Annotated in this window: 17 protein-coding genes; 15 read left to right on the forward strand and 2 right to left on the reverse strand. The window is 66.0% G+C overall.

Annotated features, from left to right (window positions below):
- From AACZ35_RS05665 to AACZ35_RS05695, 7 genes are all read left to right on the forward strand, one after another.
- On the forward strand, nt 1-508 hold a 508-nt coding region (locus AACZ35_RS05665; RefSeq protein ID WP_339826987.1), incomplete at its 5' end, for a GNAT family N-acetyltransferase.
- A 1-nt stretch (nt 509) separates the two neighbouring features.
- Nucleotides 510-1,280: a septum site-determining protein MinC gene (minC, locus tag AACZ35_RS05670; protein WP_339826989.1), complete on the forward strand. Its 771-nt coding sequence runs from the start codon at nt 510-512 to the stop codon at nt 1,278-1,280.
- A gap of 51 nt (nt 1,281-1,331) precedes the next feature.
- Nucleotides 1,332-2,141: a septum site-determining protein MinD gene (gene minD, locus AACZ35_RS05675; RefSeq protein ID WP_339826991.1), complete on the forward strand. Its 810-nt coding sequence runs from the start codon at nt 1,332-1,334 to the stop codon at nt 2,139-2,141.
- Between the two features lie 3 nt (nt 2,142-2,144).
- Nucleotides 2,145-2,414, forward strand: a complete 270-nt coding sequence (gene minE / locus AACZ35_RS05680) for a cell division topological specificity factor MinE (protein WP_188662658.1) — start codon at nt 2,145-2,147, stop codon at nt 2,412-2,414.
- A gap of 7 nt (nt 2,415-2,421) precedes the next feature.
- Nucleotides 2,422-2,949: a hypothetical protein gene (locus AACZ35_RS05685; protein WP_339826997.1), complete on the forward strand. Its 528-nt coding sequence runs from the start codon at nt 2,422-2,424 to the stop codon at nt 2,947-2,949.
- Between the two features lie 46 nt (nt 2,950-2,995).
- Entirely contained in the window at nt 2,996-4,954 is a 1,959-nt protein-coding gene (locus AACZ35_RS05690) for a M2 family metallopeptidase (protein WP_339826999.1), read from the forward strand.
- Nucleotides 4,955-5,074: 120 nt separating this feature from the next.
- Entirely contained in the window at nt 5,075-7,276 is a 2,202-nt protein-coding gene (locus AACZ35_RS05695) for a DUF1996 domain-containing protein (protein WP_339827001.1), read from the forward strand.
- A 29-nt stretch (nt 7,277-7,305) separates the two neighbouring features.
- On the opposite strand, the gene AACZ35_RS05700 is transcribed toward AACZ35_RS05695, so the two are convergent.
- Nucleotides 7,306-8,556: a multidrug effflux MFS transporter gene (locus AACZ35_RS05700; protein ID WP_339827003.1), complete on the reverse strand. Its 1,251-nt coding sequence runs from the start codon at nt 8,554-8,556 to the stop codon at nt 7,306-7,308.
- Between the two features lie 97 nt (nt 8,557-8,653).
- Here AACZ35_RS05700 and AACZ35_RS05705 point away from each other — a divergent pair, with 97 nt between their 5' ends.
- On the forward strand, nt 8,654-10,795 hold the full coding sequence (locus tag AACZ35_RS05705) for a diguanylate cyclase (protein ID WP_339827005.1): 2,142 nt from the start codon (nt 8,654-8,656) through the stop codon (nt 10,793-10,795).
- A gap of 8 nt (nt 10,796-10,803) precedes the next feature.
- Here the strand turns inward: AACZ35_RS05705 and AACZ35_RS05710 are convergent, their stop codons facing one another.
- Entirely contained in the window at nt 10,804-10,947 is a 144-nt protein-coding gene (locus tag AACZ35_RS05710; protein WP_339827007.1) for a hypothetical protein, read from the reverse strand.
- Nucleotides 10,948-11,035: 88 nt separating this feature from the next.
- Here AACZ35_RS05710 and parC point away from each other — a divergent pair, with 88 nt between their 5' ends.
- The 7 genes from parC to AACZ35_RS05745 all read left to right on the forward strand — a co-directional run bounded on the left by parC (nt 11,036) and on the right by AACZ35_RS05745 (nt 16,886).
- The gene (parC, locus tag AACZ35_RS05715) at nt 11,036-13,183 is read left to right on the forward strand and encodes a DNA topoisomerase IV subunit A (protein ID WP_339827009.1); all 2,148 of its coding nucleotides are present in this window, start codon (nt 11,036-11,038) and stop codon (nt 13,181-13,183) included.
- Nucleotides 13,180-13,527, forward strand: coding sequence for a zinc ribbon domain-containing protein YjdM (locus AACZ35_RS05720; protein ID WP_339827011.1), 348 nt, complete (start codon nt 13,180-13,182; stop codon nt 13,525-13,527). The genes parC and AACZ35_RS05720 overlap by 4 nt, the downstream gene beginning before the upstream one ends.
- On the forward strand, nt 13,517-13,966 hold the full coding sequence (locus tag AACZ35_RS05725) for a hypothetical protein (RefSeq protein ID WP_339827013.1): 450 nt from the start codon (nt 13,517-13,519) through the stop codon (nt 13,964-13,966). Before AACZ35_RS05720 ends, AACZ35_RS05725 begins: the two co-directional genes overlap by 11 nt.
- 16 nt (nt 13,967-13,982) lie before the next feature.
- Nucleotides 13,983-14,303 (forward strand): quaternary ammonium compound efflux SMR transporter SugE, encoded by a 321-nt coding sequence (sugE, locus tag AACZ35_RS05730; protein WP_339827015.1) that lies wholly within the window; start codon nt 13,983-13,985, stop codon nt 14,301-14,303.
- 256 nt (nt 14,304-14,559) lie between these two features.
- Nucleotides 14,560-14,865 (forward strand): hypothetical protein, encoded by a 306-nt coding sequence (locus AACZ35_RS05735; protein WP_339827017.1) that lies wholly within the window; start codon nt 14,560-14,562, stop codon nt 14,863-14,865.
- A 554-nt stretch (nt 14,866-15,419) separates the two neighbouring features.
- Nucleotides 15,420-15,686, forward strand: coding sequence for a hypothetical protein (locus AACZ35_RS05740; RefSeq protein WP_339827019.1), 267 nt, complete (start codon nt 15,420-15,422; stop codon nt 15,684-15,686).
- A gap of 930 nt (nt 15,687-16,616) precedes the next feature.
- A complete protein-coding gene (locus tag AACZ35_RS05745) occupies nt 16,617-16,886 on the forward strand; it encodes a hypothetical protein (RefSeq protein ID WP_339827021.1) in 270 nt (89 codons plus the stop codon).
- Nucleotides 16,887-17,209 lie beyond the last annotated feature (323 nt).

The raw sequence follows: 17,209 nt of genomic DNA on the forward strand, positions 1-17,209 counted from the left end.
GGACCTGGCCAAGGCCCGCTTTTTCTGGGAACACGCTGAATATTTCCGGGTCGTCGAACAGGACGGCCTGGTGTCAGGCTTCCTGGTGGCCCTGGGCCCCGACGCGCCGCACGACAGTCCCAATTTCCTGTGGTTCCGGGAACGCTACCCGGACTTCCTGTACATCGACCGCATCGTCATCGCCCGGCCCCGCCGCGGCGGCGGCCGCGGCCGGGCCTTCTATGCCGACGTCCAGAGTTTTGCCGAAGTGCGCCGGCCGCTGCTGGCCTGCGAGGTCTTCCTGCAGACCGGCAACGACCCGGCCCTGCTGTTCCACGGCCATTTCGGCTTCCGCGAAGTCGGCCAGAACGTGATGGCGGCCAACGACATCCGCGCCTCGATGCTGCTCAAGGAAATGTGCAGCTACCCCTTCGTGGCCGAAACCTACGGCGGGCGCCTGCCCGACGTGGACTGGCTGCGCGCCCGCCCCCTGCCCGGCCGCCGGCCGGTCCTGGCGACGGGAACCTGAGATGGCAGCCAACCCCGATTACGAACAGGCCGGAGAGCTGAAGTTCGGCCAGGTGGGCATCGCCAACCTGCGCGTGCGCACACTCGACCCCAAGCGCCTGGCCGAAGAAATGGCCGACCGCGTCCGCCGCGCGCCCAAGCTTTTCGCCCGCGCCGCGGTGGTGGTGGACTTCGGCGGCCTCAGCCAGTGCCCCGACGCCGGCCAGACCCGCGCCCTGCTTGACGCCCTGCGCGGCGCCGGCGTGCTGCCGGTGGCCCTGGCCTACGGCACCAGCGCCGTGGAAGCCCTGAGCCAGGAAGTGGGCCTGCCCCTGCTGGCCAAGTTCCGCGCCTCCTACGAACGCGACGGCGAACTGCCGGCCGCTCCCTCGCCTGCGCCGGCCCCGGCCCCGGCGGCTCCGGCGCCGGAAGCCGCGCCCGCGCCGGCCCCGGCGGCCCGGGCCGAACCCGGCCTGGTGCACCTGCACCCGGTGCGTTCAGGCCAGCAGGTTTATGCCCAGGACCGCGACCTCACCCTGTGCGCCACGGTCGGCGCCGGGGCCGAGGTGATCGCCGACGGCTCGATCCACGTTTACGGCGCGCTGCGCGGGCGCGCCCTCGCGGGCGCCTCGGGCGTGACCTCCGCGCGCATCTTCTGCCGTGAATTCCATGCCGAACTGGTGGCCGTCGCCGGCCACTACAAGGTGCTCGAGGAAATACCCAGGGAACTGCTGGGCAAGCCCGTGCAGATCTGGCTCGAGCATGACAAGCTGCGGATCGAACAGCTCGGCTGACCCCCCAACAACAGACGCCCCCAGGGCGCAAACGCGTTACGGAGAACATTAGTGGCTGAAATCATCGTGGTGACCTCGGGCAAGGGCGGCGTCGGCAAGACGACCTCCAGCGCCAGCCTGGCCTGTGGCCTGGCCCGGGCCGGCAAGAAGACCGCCGTCATCGACTTCGACGTCGGCCTGCGCAACCTCGACCTGATCATGGGCTGCGAGCGCCGAGTCGTGTACGACTTCGTCAACGTGGTCAACGGCGAAGCCAGCCTTCGCCAGGCCCTGATCAAGGACAAGCGCTTCGAGAACCTGTTCGTGCTGGCTGCCTCGCAGACCCGCGACAAGGACGCGCTGACCAAGGAAGGCGTCGAAAAGGTGCTCAAGGACCTGGGCGACGAGGGTTTCGACTTCATCGTCTGCGACAGCCCGGCCGGCATCGAAAAGGGCGCGTTCCTGGCCATGTACTTCGCCGACCGCGCGGTGGTGGTGGTCAACCCGGAAGTGAGCTCGGTGCGCGACTCCGACCGCATCCTGGGCCTGCTTTCGAGCAAGACCAAGAAGGCCGAAGACGGTGGCCGCGTGCAGGAACACCTGCTGCTTACCCGCTACAGCCCGCGCCGCGTCGAAGCCGGCGACATGCTGTCGATCAAGGACGTGCAGGAAATCCTGGGCCTTGAAGTCGTCGGCGTCATCCCCGAATCGCCCGAGGTGCTGCAAAGCTCCAACGCCGGCGTGCCGGTGATCCTGGACGAGGCTTCGCCGGCCGGCCAGGCCTACACCGACGCCGTCGCCCGCATCCTGGGCGAAGAGCGCCCGATGCGATTCACCACTGTCGAGAAGAAGGGCTTCTTCTCCAAGATGTTCGGAGCTTGAGCCATGGGCCTTTTTGACTTCCTCACCCAGCGCAACAAGAACACCGCCAGCACGGCCAAGAATCGCCTGCAGATCCTGATCCAGCAGGAACGAAGCCTGCGCAACGCACCCGACTACCTGCCGGTGCTGCAGCGCGAGCTGCTGGAAGTGATCCGCAAGTACATCAACGTCGACGCCGACGCGGTGAAGGTGGACCTGCACAAGGACGGCGACAGCGAACTGCTGGACATCTCCGTCGCCCTGCCGGAAAAACCGGCCGCCGCCAACGGCTGACCCGGACATGACCGGCGAGTCCACGACGGCACCGGCGCCCGCCGGTGCCGTTGCTGCTTCCGGGGCCGACGTGCTGCGGCTGGCCGACATCGGCCTGCAGGCCCCGGCGGCACTGCTGGCGGAGTTCGGGCTGGTGCTTGCACCGGTGCCCGACGGCGAGCCCATCCCCGGCAGCTACTGGGGCGAATGCGAGGCCGGGCTGGTCGGCACTACGGTGTATGCCCGCGCCGACACCCCCGTGCATTCCCTGCTGCACGAGGCCTGCCACCTGATCGTGATGCCGCCCGAGCGGCGCGCCCGGGTCCATACCGATGCCACCGACTCCGTCGCCGAGGAAGACGCCACCTGCTGCCTGCAGATCCTGCTGGCAGACCGCCTGCCCGGCGTCGGCCGCGACCGGCTGATGGCCGACATGGACGCCTGGGGCTACACCTTCCGCCTGGGCTCGGCCCGGGCCTGGTTCGAGAACGACGCCGAAGACGCCCGGGCCTTCCTGGCCGCCCGGGGCCTGGAAATGGTCTCCGACCCGATTTAGGGATAGGCTCGGGGGTGGTTTCCCACTGAACCTCTGGAGCACACCCGTGAAATCCCACCGCGCCCTGCTGGCGCTCGCCATTTCCGCCGGCCTGCTTGCCCTTGCCGGCTGCAGCAAGTCCGATGACAAGTCCGCCGACAGCGCTGCCGCGCCGGCCGATGCCGCCAAGTCCGAGTCCGCCGACGCCTTCGTCGGCCGCGTCAACACCACCATCGAAGAGATGACGCCCGAGCTGACCTCGGCCGCGTGGCTTGGTTCCACCTACATCAACTCCGACAGCCAGCGGGTCGAGTCGGCCGCCAACGAACGCTGGCTGACCAAGAACAACGAATTCATCGCCCAGGCCAAGGGCTATGACACCGAAGGCCTGGACGGCGCCACCGCGCGCGCCCTGCACCTGCTCAAGACCAGCTCGTCGATGCCCGCCCCGCGCGACCCGGCGAAGCTGAAGGAACTGACCGAAATCGCCAGCCGCATGGGCGCGACCTACGGTTCGGGCAAGTGGTGCGTGGGTGAAGACTGCAAGGACATCGGCCAGGTCAGCGAGATCCTCGCCGACACCGACGGCAGCAGCTACGACGAGATGCGCGCCGCCTGGGAAGGCTGGCATTCGATCGCCGTGCCGATGCGCAAGGACTACCAGCGCTTCGTCGAGCTGACCAACGAAGGCGCCGTCGAGATGGGCTTCGAAAACACCGGCGACGTCTGGCGCGCGGGTTACGACATGCCCGCCGCCGACTTCCAGGCCGAGGCCGACCGCCTCTGGGGCCAGGTGCAGCCGCTGTACGAGCAGCTGCAGTGCTACACCCGCGGCAAGCTCGAGGAAAAGTACGGCGAGAAGGGTTCGATCAACGGCATGATCCCCGCCCACCTCACCGGCAACCTGTGGCAGCAGGACTGGGGCAACCTCTGGCCGCTGCTGCAGCCCTACGATGGCGTCGGCAGCCTGGACGTCAACGGCGCGCTTGAAAAACAGCGCCAGGACATCCTGTCCGACCTGGTGGCCAAGGCCGGCGGCATGCGCAACCTGACCGCCGCCCAGCAGGTGGAGATCGAGCGCCAGGCCGACCTGGAAATCGCCACCCGCATGACCAAGCTGGCCGAAGGTTTCTACACCGGCCTGGGCATGCCGGCGCTGCCGGAATCGTTCTACGAGCGTTCGATGCTGGTGCAGCCGCGCGACCGCGACGTGGTCTGCCACGCCAGCGCCTGGCCGATGGACACCGACGGCAGCGACGTGCGCATCAAGATGTGCATCAAGCCCACCGAGGAAGAGCTGACCACGATCTACCACGAGCTTGGCCACATCTATTACTACCTGGCCTACAAGGACCAGGCGCCGATCTTCCAGGGCGGCGCGCACGACGGTTTCCATGAAGCCATCGGCGACACCATCGTGCTTTCCATGACCCCGGAATACATGGCCTCGATCGGCCTGGTCGACCAGCCGACGGTCAGCGAAGAAGCGGTGATCAACAACCAGATGCGCATGGCCCTGGCCAAGGTCGCGTTCATGCCCTTCGGCCTGCTGATCGACCGCTGGCGCTGGGGCGTGTTCGATGGCTCGATCACGCCGGACAACTACAACAGTGCCTGGTGGGAACTGAAGGCCAAGTACCAGGGCGTGGCGCCGGCCGGCCCCGCCCGCGGCGAAGACTTCTTCGACCCGGGCGCCAAGTACCACGTGCCGGGCAACACGCCCTACACGCGCTACTTCCTGTCGCACGTGCTGCAGTTCCAGTTCTACAAGTCGCTGTGCGATGCGTCCGGCCACGAAGGCCCGCTGTACACCTGCAACTTCGCCGACAACCCGGAAGCGGGCCAGCGTTATTGGGCGATGATGCAGCGTGGTTCCAGCCAGCCCTGGCAGCAGACGCTCAAGGAGCTGACCGGCGGCGAGCAGATGGACGCTTCGGCGGTGCTGGAATACTTCCAGCCGCTGCAGACCTGGCTGACCGAACAGAACCAGGGCAAGACCTGCGGCTGGGAGCCGGCCAAGTCCTGATGACTGTTGCTGCAAGCTGAATCAACGGCCGGCGGGGCGACCCGTCGGCCGTTTTTTCTTCCCGCCCGGTAAACGCCATCGGGCAAAGCGCGTTCTGGAGGACTCACGAGGAGGACTCCCATGCGCTCTCGCTTTGCCCTGGCCGTGTTGACCCTGGCTGTTTCACCCGCCGCATTTGCGCAGTCGCTCGCGACACGATTCACCGAAGCGCCGCCGACAACCACGAGCAGCGCGCACGCCACACTCGCCTTCCAGGCCGATGGTGCGCAGAGCTTCGAATGCTCGCTCGACGGCGCAGGGTTCGCAGCCTGCGCGTCCCCGACGACCGTGTTCGGTCTGGCACCCGGGGAACATTCAATACAGGTCCGCGCCCTGGCGCTCGACGGAAGCCGTGGCGAACTGGCGGAACATCGCTGGACGCAGTCTTCGATCGCGGGCGGCAACCATCCCGACCTGCAACGCACCAGCCAGGTCCCCGCGCCGGTCGCGCCCAACAGCTGGCGCGGCATCCTGCGCATCAACTGTGATTTTTCCCATGCTGCCTACGACGATCCGCTGGTCTATCCGGGGCGCGCATGGGCGGCACACCTGCACCGGTTCTACGGGCTTTTCGACGTGAATGCCGGCACGACCATCCAGACGATGCACCGTACGCCGGCGCGCGGGGATGGCCGGGTGTCGAGCTGCCAGGGGAACGACCTCAACCGAAGCGCCTACTGGGTGCCCGCCGTCCTGGCCCCGAAGTACGCCGCGGACGGCAGTCGCGAGCACGACCGCTTCGGCGAACCGGCCTGGATCCAGGTCGAGGCGGTGGTGGGCGGCGACGACGAGGCGCATGAAGTTTTCTACTACTCCGCCGGCATTGACGACCTTGAAGCCATCCAGCCATTGCCCGCGGGCCTGGGCATGATTGCGGGAGACATGCGCGCAACGCCTTCGACGCCGCAATCGAGCGCCGTCATTCGCTGGCACTGCCAGACCTGGCAAAGCAGCGACGCCGACAATGCCCGCTTCTCAGCCACGATCCCCGAGTGCACCCTGCCCGACCGCCTGCGCGCCGACGTCTTTTTCCCAAGCTGCTTGAACGGTGTCGATCTCGACAGCGAAGACCATCGCAGCCACATGGCGTATCCGGAAACCGATGCCAATGGCCGCAATCCGACCTGCCCGGCATCACACCCGGTGCCCGTGGTGCGCGTGAGCTACCACTACGCATTCCCGGTGAAGCCCGAGAACACCGACCCGGCGACGCAGAGCACCCGCGGCTGGCGACTGTCCTCGGATGCCTATGAGGCAGGCACGGCGACGCCAGGCGGCGCATCGCTGCACGGTGACTGGGTCAATGGTTGGCACCCGGAGGCGATGCAGGCCATCGTCGACACCTGCATTGGCCAGGGTTTGGACTGCCATGACGGCAACCTGGGCAACGGCTGGCGTCTTTCCGGCACTGCGGAAGGTCCGGGCATCGCGCCTGAAGTGATCGCGCAGGGCATGGGACCCAGGCACGTGGGCCACTTCGGCGGTGAAGCCGTGCCCCAGCCGCTGCCAACCTTGCGGGGTCTCTGGTACGACCGGGCGCGCGATGGACACGGCATCGACCTGCAGACCGTTGCCGACAGCATCATGGTCCTGATGTACAGCTACGCCGAGGACCGGCGCACCGAGTGGCTATTTGGCGTCGGGCAGGCCGAGGGCGGCATCCTGTCCGTGCCGGTTGCACGGTTCGACTACGAGCCGGAACGGTTGCCGCGGCAGCGCCCGGCAGGCGACAGCAGTGACCGGATCGATCTTCGCTTCGACGACCCTGCCAGCCACGCCGCTTGCCTGGATGGGGTCGATCGCGCAGACGCGCTGACCCTGGTGGCGATGGAGGCGCGGATCGACGGCCAAACCCTGCACTGGTGCCTGGAACCCCTGCCCGTCGCCGGCCACGAGCGCGCCGAGCCCGACTGCACCGGCAGTTGGTACGCCGGCGAACAAGACAGCGGCTGGGGGCTCTCCCTGCAGAGCCATGCCTATGGCGGCGAGGACGTCTCCGTGGCGATCCTCTACTACTACGATGCCACCGGCACGGGACGCTGGGCCTTTGGCAGCGTCCGTGGCCCGGCAGCTGCGGGGCTCGTGACAATGGACCTGCACGATTACCGCGGCTACTGCCGCAGCTGCGAACCCGGGCCCTACGAAACGCGGCCCGTCGGCGAAGTGCAGCTGCGGTGGAACGAGGGCGGCGAAGATCGCGTCGAGTTGTGGCTGGACGATGGCCAGGGCAACGTCTGGTTCCGACAGGACTCGCCCCTGCAACGGCTGTCAGATCCGCCCTGAAACCGCAACGCCGCCGCGACACGTACCCGCTACATCTTGTCGGTCGGCTCGTGCCTTGCGATGGCGGCGTCGGGGTCCGGGCAGCGAGTGCTGTGTGCCAGGTACCAGCGCCACAGGCCGAAGGCCACCGCGGTGAAGGCCGCTGCGGTCAGCGCCAGTGCCAGGCCACTGTGGCTGACCATCGGCGACAGCACGCCGGCGATCAGCGCGTTTGAGAGCAGGCCGATGAAAGCCTGCATGGACGAAGCGCCTCCGCGCTGGCGCGGGTACATGTCCAGAAGGCCCAGCGTCACGATCGGAAAGACCAGTGCGATGCCGAAGGCGCCCAGCGCCGTCGGCAGGACGGCCCAGGGCAAGGTGGGCGAGGTCGTGAGCGCGTTGTAGCCGATGTTGTAGGCGGCGGCGATGCCACAAAAGAGGAAGCCCCAGCCCACCAAGCGCCGTCCGGGCATGCGCCCCGCGGCCCGGCCGCTGAACCAGGCGCCAAGCATCATGCCGCCGATCGTCGGCGCGAAGAACCAGACGAAGTCCTGTTCGCCCAGGCCAAGCAGGTCCATGACGAATGCCGGTGCCGAAGCGATGTAGAGGAACAGCGCACCGAAGTTGAACACGCTGACCAGGGCCAGCAGGCGGAAGCTGCGGTTGCCGAGCATCGCCCCGTAGTCGCGTGCCAGCGTCACCGGATGCAAGGGCGTGCGGTCGGCCGTCGGGTGGGTTTCGGGCAGGCCCCAGGCGGTGGCCACCAGCAGCAGCACGCCGAAGGCGGCCAGGAACCAGAAGATGCCGTGCCAGTCGGAGAAACCCAGTATCCAGCCACCGATGACCGGCGCGATGGCAGGGGCGATGCCGAAGATCATCGAGATGTGGCTCATCAGGCGCTGGGCATCGTCGCCCTGCAGGCAGTCGCGGATAACGGCACGGCCGACGATCATGCCCACGCCCGCGGACAGGCCCTGGATGAACCGGTACGCCAGCATCGTCGGCATGTCCTGGGCAAGCGCCGCGCCGACCGAGGCCAGTGTGAACAGCACGATGCCCGCCAGCATGACCTTCTTTCGGCCGATGGCGTCGGAAATGGGCCCGTGGAACAGCGACATCGCCGCGTAGCCGATCAGGTACACGCTGATCGTCTGCTGCATGGCCACCTTGCCCACGCCCAGGTCGTCGGCCATCACCAGGAAGGCCGGGAACACGGTGTCGATCGAAAACGGCCCGAACATCGCCAGCCCACCCAGGATCAAGGCCAAGCGGGCACGGGAGATGTTGAGCTGGGGGATCATCGGCAACCAGGCGGGGGAAGGCCGGAAGCATAACAAGGCCGGCGGATACGGCCGGCGGGACTGGAGACACTTGCACTAACGGGCTAATGTTCGGCCAATGCCGCCGCTCGAAGGCCCTGACCAGCTCGCCTGCGCCCGCTGCCCGCCCTGCCGGGCAGCCGCGTTGTTGCTGGCTTTGGCCCTGCCCGCCCTCGCCCAGCCGACACCATCCGGCCCCGGCCAGCCCGACCCCGCCGCCGCCGAAATCCTGCTGGCCTGGCAGGCGAATGCGTCACCCTGGCTATCCACGCTGGCCACGGCGGCTGGTGGTGAGCACGGTCGCGTCCGGCTCGCCGTTTCACAGGCCCGTTTCACCCGCGCCGCGCGATCTCCGGACGCAGCGGCCTGGATCCGTCGCGCTGCCGACGTGTCCGGGCAGGCGGCGTTCCGGCGCGACCGTTTCCAGGCGCTATCGGCGCTGAGCGACGATGCCTATCGCCGCGGCGACACAGCGGCCGTGATCGCGCTGGAACGAGAAGCCTTGGCCGATGCCCTGCGCTGGGGCGACCGCCGGGAGGAAGCGAGTTCGTACTACGGCCTGGGTTTGGCAGCCCAGGCACAAGGCCAGCTCGACGATGCCGAAAGCCAGATCCGGGAAGCGATAACCCTTTGGCGCGAGATCGGCGCCACCCGCCAGGTCGCGCTCGGCGAACGGGCCCTGGCCCGCATCCTGGAAACACGCGGCCTCTACGCCGACGCCGTGGAGCTGCAGGTCAGCGCCCTGGAAAAGCTGCGGGCCGCTGGCCACGCCATGGACCAGTCCGAGAGTCATTATTCGCTGGCCAAATTGTTCCAGAACCTGGAAGACCACGAGGCCGCGCTCCAGGCCTCCAACCAAGCCATTGCCCTTATGGGAGACGCGCCGCCGGATTTCCCACTTGGCCTGAACCTGGTGCTGCGCGCACAGATCCACCTGGCGCTGGAACAAACCGATGCCAGCCTGGCCGATGCCCGCGCCGCCCAGGCCGCGTTCACACGCAACGGCGGCGAACTGGGCCCTGCGCTCGCCAGCCTCGCCCTGGGGCAGGCCCTGGTCGCCCGCGGCGAGGCCGAACAAGGCCTTTCCACCTTGCGCGATGGCCTTCTGCGTGCCACCGCCATCAACGAGCGCGTGCTCGCTTCGGATCTGAACCTGGCGCTCGGGCGGGCACTGGTCGGCATGGGGCGCCCTGCCCAGGCGATCGAACCCTTGGCCGCCGCCCATGCGGTAGGCGAGGAGCTCAAGCTCGACCGCTTGCTGCAGGACGTGTCGCTTGAGCAGGAAAAGGCCTGGACAGCCCTGGGCCGCAGCGACGAGGCCCTGTCGGCCAGCAAGCGCGCCTTCGAGTCCCGGGCCCGGCTGACCAGCTTCGGCCAGCTGGGCCAGCTGGCCGCCGACTCCGGCACCCGGCGTGCGCGCGAACGCTTCATGGCGATGGAAACGACTGCGACGCCGGGGAAAGGGCCGCAGGACGCGAATCCCGACACAGCGACCGGGCTGCCACGCTGGACCTGGGCACTGGCCATCCCGGTTCTGCTGCTGGCCTGGGGCCTGCTGCGCCTGAGCCGGCACGTTCGCCACCTGCGCAGCGAAAAGCAGCAGATGAGTGCCCGCCAGAAGGCGCTGGAGGTCGAACACCTGGCCCTGCGAGAGCGCGTCTCGGTGGATCCGCTGACCGGCGCAATGACCCGGCAAGCCTTCGCCGCCGAGCTGGCCACCCTGCTCTCACACGCGGAAAACCACGGCCGCATCGTCGCGCTGCTGGTTTTCGACCTGGACAACTTCAAGGCCATCAACGACCGCCTGGGCCACCTGGCCGGCGACGAGGCCCTGCGCCTGGCGACGGGCATCGCCCGCGGCAAGCTGCGCAGCGTCGACCTGCTGGGCCGCTTTGGTGGCGACGAATTCCTGGTGGCCTGCGAAGGAATGGACCAACCGGCCGCCGAGGCCCTGGCCGAACAGCTTCGCTTCGACCTGGTCTGGCGGGCACCCGACGCCCAGCCGCCGATGGACGGGCTGAGCCTGAGCGTGGGCGTGGCGGTGGCCGACATGGGCCGCGGCTACGACGCGGGCGACCTGTTCCACCGCGCCGATTCCGCGCTGTACCGGGCAAAGCGGGCCGGACGCAACCGCGTGGTCGGCGACGACCCGGCGCACGCCGAAGCGGGCGACGGGGCATCACGCCGTGCCCGCCAGTGGGGCGACGCGCTCGCGGAATGAAGGGCCGCTTACCCGAAGCCCAGCAGCGGGCCCAGGAACAGGTATAGGCCGACCAGGATGATCCCGATGAAGACCAGCCGCAGCGCGAACGCGGTGAACTTGATCGCCAGCACGATGCCCAGGATTACCAGGATGATCCCTACCCAGCTCATGGCCTTGCTCCTTGTGAATCAAACGCGGACCCGGCCTGCCTGGCCCGGTAGAATGCGGCCATCGTTCCAATTCCCACCTGAGTAAAGCATGACCGAGCCTGCCCGCCCCGTTTTCCACGGCTTCGAACAGATCCCGCTGCGCGAATACGCCGAACGCGCCTACCTCGATTATTCGATGTACGTGGTGCTCGACCGCGCGCTGCCCTTCCTGGGCGACGGGCTGAAGCCCGTGCAGCGGCGCATCATCTACGCCATGAGCGAACTGGGCCTGGGCGCGACCGCCAAGCCCAAGAAGAGCGCGCGCACCGTCGGCGACGTGATCGGCAAGTTCCACCCGCACGGCGACAGCGCCTGTTACGAAGCGCTGGTGCTGATGGCCCAGCCGTTTTCGTATCGCTACCCGCTGATCGAAGGCCAGGGCAACTTCGGTTCCACCGACGACCCCAAGTCGTTTGCGGCCATGCGTTACACCGAGTCCAAGCTCACGCCCATCGCCGAAGTGCTGCTGGGCGAACTGGCCCAGGGCACCGCCGACTGGGTGCCCAACTTCGACGGCACCCTGCAGGAACCGAGCTGGCTGCCGGCGCGCCTGCCGCACCTGCTGCTCAACGGCACCACCGGCATCGCGGTGGGCATGGCCACCGACATCCCGCCGCACAACCTCAATGAAGTCGTCAGCGCCGCCGATCTGCGCGCGATCTACGAAACCGGCCACGGCAGCGTGCGCGCCCGCGCCAAGTGGCTTCGCGAAGGCAGCAACCTGGTCATCACCCACCTGCCCTTCCAGGTGTCGCCGTCGAAGATCATGGAACAGGTGGCGCAGCAGATGCGCGCCAAGAAGCTGCCCTGGCTCGAGGACCTGCGCGACGAGTCCGACCACGAGAACCCCGTGCGCCTGGTGTTGGTGCCACGCAGCAACCGCGTCGACTTCGAAGGCCTGATGGGCCATTTGTTCGCCACCACAGACCTTGAAAAGAGCTTCCGGGTGAACTTCAACATCATCGGCCTCGACGGCCGGCCGCAGGTGAAGAACCTGCGCGACTTCCTGGCCGAGTGGCTGCTGTTCCGCACCGACACCGTGGCGCGGCGCCTGAAACACCGCCTGGACAAGGTCGAGCGCCGCCTGCACCTGCTCGAAGGCCTGCTGGTTGCCTTCCTCAACCTCGACGAAGTGATCCGCATCATCCGCAGCGAGGACGAGCCCAAGCCGGTGCTGATGGCGCGTTTCGGGCTCAGCGAAGACCAGGCCGACTACATCCTCGACACCAAGCTCAAGCAGCTGGCCCGCCTGGAAGAAATGAAGATCCGCGGCGAGCAGGACGAACTGGCCAAGGAGCGCGAGAAGATCAGCGCCATCCTGGGCAGCAAGGCCAAGCTCAAGAAGCAGGTCAAGGACGAATTGCTGGCGGACGCGAAGAAGTTCGGCGACGAGCGTCGTTCGCCGCTGGTTGAACGCGAGGCTGCGCAGGCCATCAGCGAAACCGACCTGGTGCCCAGCGAACCGGTCACGATCGTGCTGTCGAAGAAGGGCTGGATCCGCGCCGCCAAGGGCCACGACGTCGACGCCGCCAGCCTGAGCTACCGCGAAGGTGACGGTCTGCTGCAGGCCGTGCGCGGGCGCAGCAACCAGCAGGTGGCCTTCCTGGATTCCACCGGCCGCAGTTATTCCACCATCGCTCATTCGCTGCCCAGCGCCCGCGGCAACGGTGAGCCGGTGAGCGGCCGCTTCAGCCCGCCGTCTGGCGCCAGCTTCGTCGCCCTGGCCGCGGGCGAGAACGACGCGCGCTTCGTGCTGGCCTCGTCCTACGGCTACGGCTTCGTCACCCGCTTCGAAAACTTCACCGGCCGAAACAAGGCCGGCAAGGCGCTGCTCAACCCCGGCGACGGCGAGGTGCTGACACCCGCACTGGTGACGGACATCAAGACCGACTGGGTGGTGTCGATCACCAGCGCCGGCCACTTGCTGGCCTTCCCGCTGGCCGAGCTGCCCGAACTCGACAAGGGCAAGGGCAACAAGCTGGTGCAGATTCCGCCGGCCAAGCTCAAGTCCGGCCAGGAAAAGGTGGTCGCCATCGCCAGCGTGCGCCAGGGCGGCGAACTCACCGTCTACAGCGGCAAGCAGAAGCTGGTGCTGAGCTGGCGCGACCTGCAGGCCTACGAAGGCAGCCGCGCCAGCCGCGGCAACCTGCTGCCGCGCGGTTTCACCAAGGTCGACCGGGTCGAGGTGGGCGCATGAGCACGCTGCCGCCCTGCCCGGCCTGCGCGTCGGAGTACGCCTACCAGGACGGCCTGATGCTGGTCTGCCCGGAATGCGGCCACGAATGGGCGCCCGGCGAAACCGCCGAAGCCGGAGAGGAAGCGAAGGTCGTGCGCGACGCCAATGGCAATGCGCTGGCCGACGGCGACACCGTGGTCGTGGTCAAGGACCTCAAGATCAAGGGCTCGTCTTCGGTGGTGAAGATCGGCACCAAGGTGCGCAACATCCGCCTGGTGGACGGCGACCACGACATCGACTGCCGCATCGAGGGCATTGGCCCGATGAAGCTCAAGTCGGGCTTCGTGAAAAAAGATGCCGGCTGAGCCCTCGCTTCGGCGCCGGCCCAACCCGTTCCTGCTGGCGGGCGGCATCCTCAGCGCGCTGGCCGCAGTCGCCCACCTGGGCTGCATCGTCTTCGGCGCGCCCTGGTACCGGTTCCTGGGCGCTGGCGAACAGATGGCGCAGATGCACCTGGCCGGTCACTGGTACCCGACGGTGGCCACCCTGGTGATCGCGGCCATGTTGTTCATCTGGTCGGCCTACGCCCTTTCCGGCGCGGGACTCATCCGAAGGCTGCCCTTGCTTCGCTTCGTGCTGTGCATCGTCACTGGCAGCTACCTGGCGCGCGGCCTGGGCTTCTATTTCCTGATGCCCTATTTCCCCGGCAACAGCCCGACCTTCTGGGCGTTCAGCTCCGGCATCTGCCTAACCATCGGCCTGGTGCACTTGGTCGGGCTGCGACAAACCTGGTCGCGTTACTGACGCGAGGAGACGAAAGATGAACTGGCTGTTCCTGGTCCTGGCCGGCCTGCTGGAAGTGGGCTGGGCCGTGGGCCTGAAATACACCGAAGGCTTCACCCGACCCCTGCCCAGCGTGCTGACCGTGGTCGCGATGGTCGTCGGCTTCTACCTGCTGAGCCTGTCGATGCGCGAGATTCCCCTGGGCACCGCGTACGGCATCTGGGTCGGCATCGGCGCCGTCGGTGCCGCCATTGCCGGCATGGTGTTGTTCAAGGAACCGGTGTCGACGCTGCGGATCGTGAGCATCGTGCTGGTGGTGGCTGGAATCGTGGGGCTCAAGCTGTCTTCGGCTGGCTAGGGCCACTTCGCGCCCGGACCGCTGCCAGACGCCGGCAAGCCGAGAAAAAGTCTCAGGGCTTATCCATCGAATCCCCTCCAGTTCCGTCTTATCGATCATTCGACAGGCATAAACCCGGATGGCCACTTATCGCCCCGAGTCTCGGCACAGCCAATAGCCTTCTCAGGCGAGGCGCCCCGGAGCTTGACGGCCGACCAAGCCAGCGGGAGCATCGGCGCATCGCCTCGTTATTGAGGCTTAATAGGTGTTAGCCGTCATGAAGAGCATCGGCGTACCTCTCCAGTTCGCCTGCTTTCATTGCCGAAAATCGTTCAAGCGCCCGCAGTTCTCGCCAGCCCAGGATCGCTTCATGACCGCAAATCAACTTGAGGGACAGGCTCAAGAGACCGAGTCTTTCGAGGCGAACAGGGAATACAAATGCCCCGACTGCGGCGGCCAGACCCACTTCATGGGCAAGGACTTTAAGGCTCCACGCAAACGGGATCTAAAGGGCTGGGCTGCAGCTCAAGCCTTCATTGAATCTGGCAGACTCTATTACCGTGGCACGTCGCAAGACGGCTAACTAATCATTCAAGCCGACGTGCCTCCGGCACGCGGCTTAACTCAGGTGTTAGGCCTCCAGGAGACTTCAATGCGTCTTGCAATAGCCGCATCACTCCTCCTTCTTTCGGCGCCGTCCATTGCCGCTCCCGATTACACGTACTGCGAGATCACAGGCCTTGCGCTTGGCGCGGATAAGGAGTTCGTCGGGTCAGTTTCTGCGAGAATCTTGGACCGCCAAGGGCTCACCGGTGATTCGGGGTGCCAAGCCGTTTGGCGGGATTCGTACGCAACTGGCAAGCGCCTCTCCGCAGGGGGCCAGTGGTCTGACTTGGATCGAGTCAAGTGGCAAAAACTTCAAGACTTCGAGACCAAGGTCCTCGATACTGTTATCAGCGGCCTCAACCTCGGCTTGTAGGCCTAACTAATCATTCAAGCCGACGCCTTCGGCGCGGCTTAACTCAAGGTGTTAGGCCTCGGATGAAAACTCCTCTCGCAGTTGCGTTTCTTGGCCTAGCTGGTTGCGTAGCAGCATCAGATCCGCCAATCCCCCTTCCCTCGGGCGAGTACGAGTTCATGCATCGTTTCGCCGAGCATCCGACCATTCCGAGCATTCGTCTCACTGTCCGCATCAACGGACCCCATGTCGTCGTTGTAAACCCGAAGGCATCAGATCCTTTTCCCGCAGGCGTCCTGGACGAGGGCACGCTCATGTGGCACGCCGCGTCAGAACAATGGATCATCGGGCGCGAGGAAGCGGATCGCTCGCTGCGAGACGTCGGGGGTTGCAGCGGCGGCCCCGAAGTTGTCGATCTCCAGAACCGGGTCTACTGGACTTGCTAGTCCGGCCGAGGCCTAACTAATCATTCAAGCCGACGCCTTCGGCGCGGCTTAACTCAGGTGTTAGGCCCCACACGGCACATCCTCGCAAATTGGAAACTAGGGATCTCATTGCTGCACTGGACGGCCACGACGAGTTGCTTCGTGGAGTTGTCGACGGCCGCCTAAGCGTCGGGGAATTCCTGGACCAGTACGACAACTTCTACTGGTCTTATGCCCTCGATGGTCACGAGGCTCATCCAGCCACGACGGATCTTGCCTTATTGGCGCGTCGTATCGATCCTCACCGCCGGGTTGCGGAAGAGGTACTGGCTGCCTTAGCACCTGATTCGTCCGCGAGCCAGCCCGCCTACATTCTGGCTGGCCGCATCGGTTACACGGAGGCTCTCGACCGGCTTAGACTTATTGCCGGGTCCCTCGCTACTGGTGGGGCCTAACCAATCATTCAAGCCGACGCCTTCGGCGCGGCTTAACTCAAGGTGTTAGGCCACGCAAATGTTTCGCTGCCCCCATTGCACAGGTCAGGGTGTTTCAGCGATTGGAAAGCTGATTGCGGCGCCTTGGGCGCCGGCCACGTGCAGGCTCTGCGGCGGCAAGTGTTCTGAGTCCATTCTCCCGACACAGATTCTTCGTGGCACTGGTTTCGTTGCAACGGTCATGGCAGCTTGGGCATCACTTGCTTACTCAAGCTGGATACCCATACTTGCCTCCACTGGCGTCGTTTTGTTGGCTTTCGTGGCGCTCCAAATCTGGGCGCCACTGCAGCCGCTCTCCGGGGCACAGGTAAATGCCAGGAAGTCTGGCCGTAGAGCGCAGGTTGCATTATTGCTCATCTTCGGTTCATTGCTGGCTGGGCTCGGGTACGTTCTCGATGCCTAACCAATCATTCAAGCCGACGCCTTCGGCGCGGCTTAACTCAAGGTGTTAGGCCCCATGGACAGCATCAGGCTGTTTGTCAGAGTCGAGGCAACTGCAGCTCTCTCGCTGCTCTTGGCTGCGACAGTCATGGCCGCTCTTGGGGCTGCACTCTTTTTTGGTAATCCCGGCACCGCTTTTCAAGGCTCTGGGGACGCCGCCGCCTTCTACTTCACATCCACCTTGCTCTTTGGCGTGATTCCCGCAATCGCCCTAGGCGGACCCATCTATTTCTTTTTTCTTAAGCAACGCGAGCCGCGGTGGCTCTACGTGATCCTGCTTGAGTAGCCGACGCCTTCGGCGCGGCTTAACTCAAGGTGTTAGGCCTCATATGTGGCTCTTCGATCAACCACCAGATACAGCGACCCTTGTTTCGAAGTCCATCGTCTACGAGGGACACCCGATCTTGTTTGTTGCGCATGACGACGATGATCACGGGTGGCAGTTCTTGGATGGGCTAAACCCACCTTCCGAGTTTGTACATGTGTGTATGAGCCATCCCGTAAACTCGGACCCGTCCGTATTGGAGCTGGCAGATCTCCCGCCTGGTTGGTGTGCCTGGAGAGATTCCCTTGACGCTCCTTGGTCTCGCGAGCCGCTGGGCGAGGCTG

Origin of the sequence: uncultured Arenimonas sp. (assembly GCF_963976025.1) — a bacterium.
Classification (GTDB): Bacteria; Pseudomonadota; Gammaproteobacteria; order Xanthomonadales; family Xanthomonadaceae; genus Arenimonas.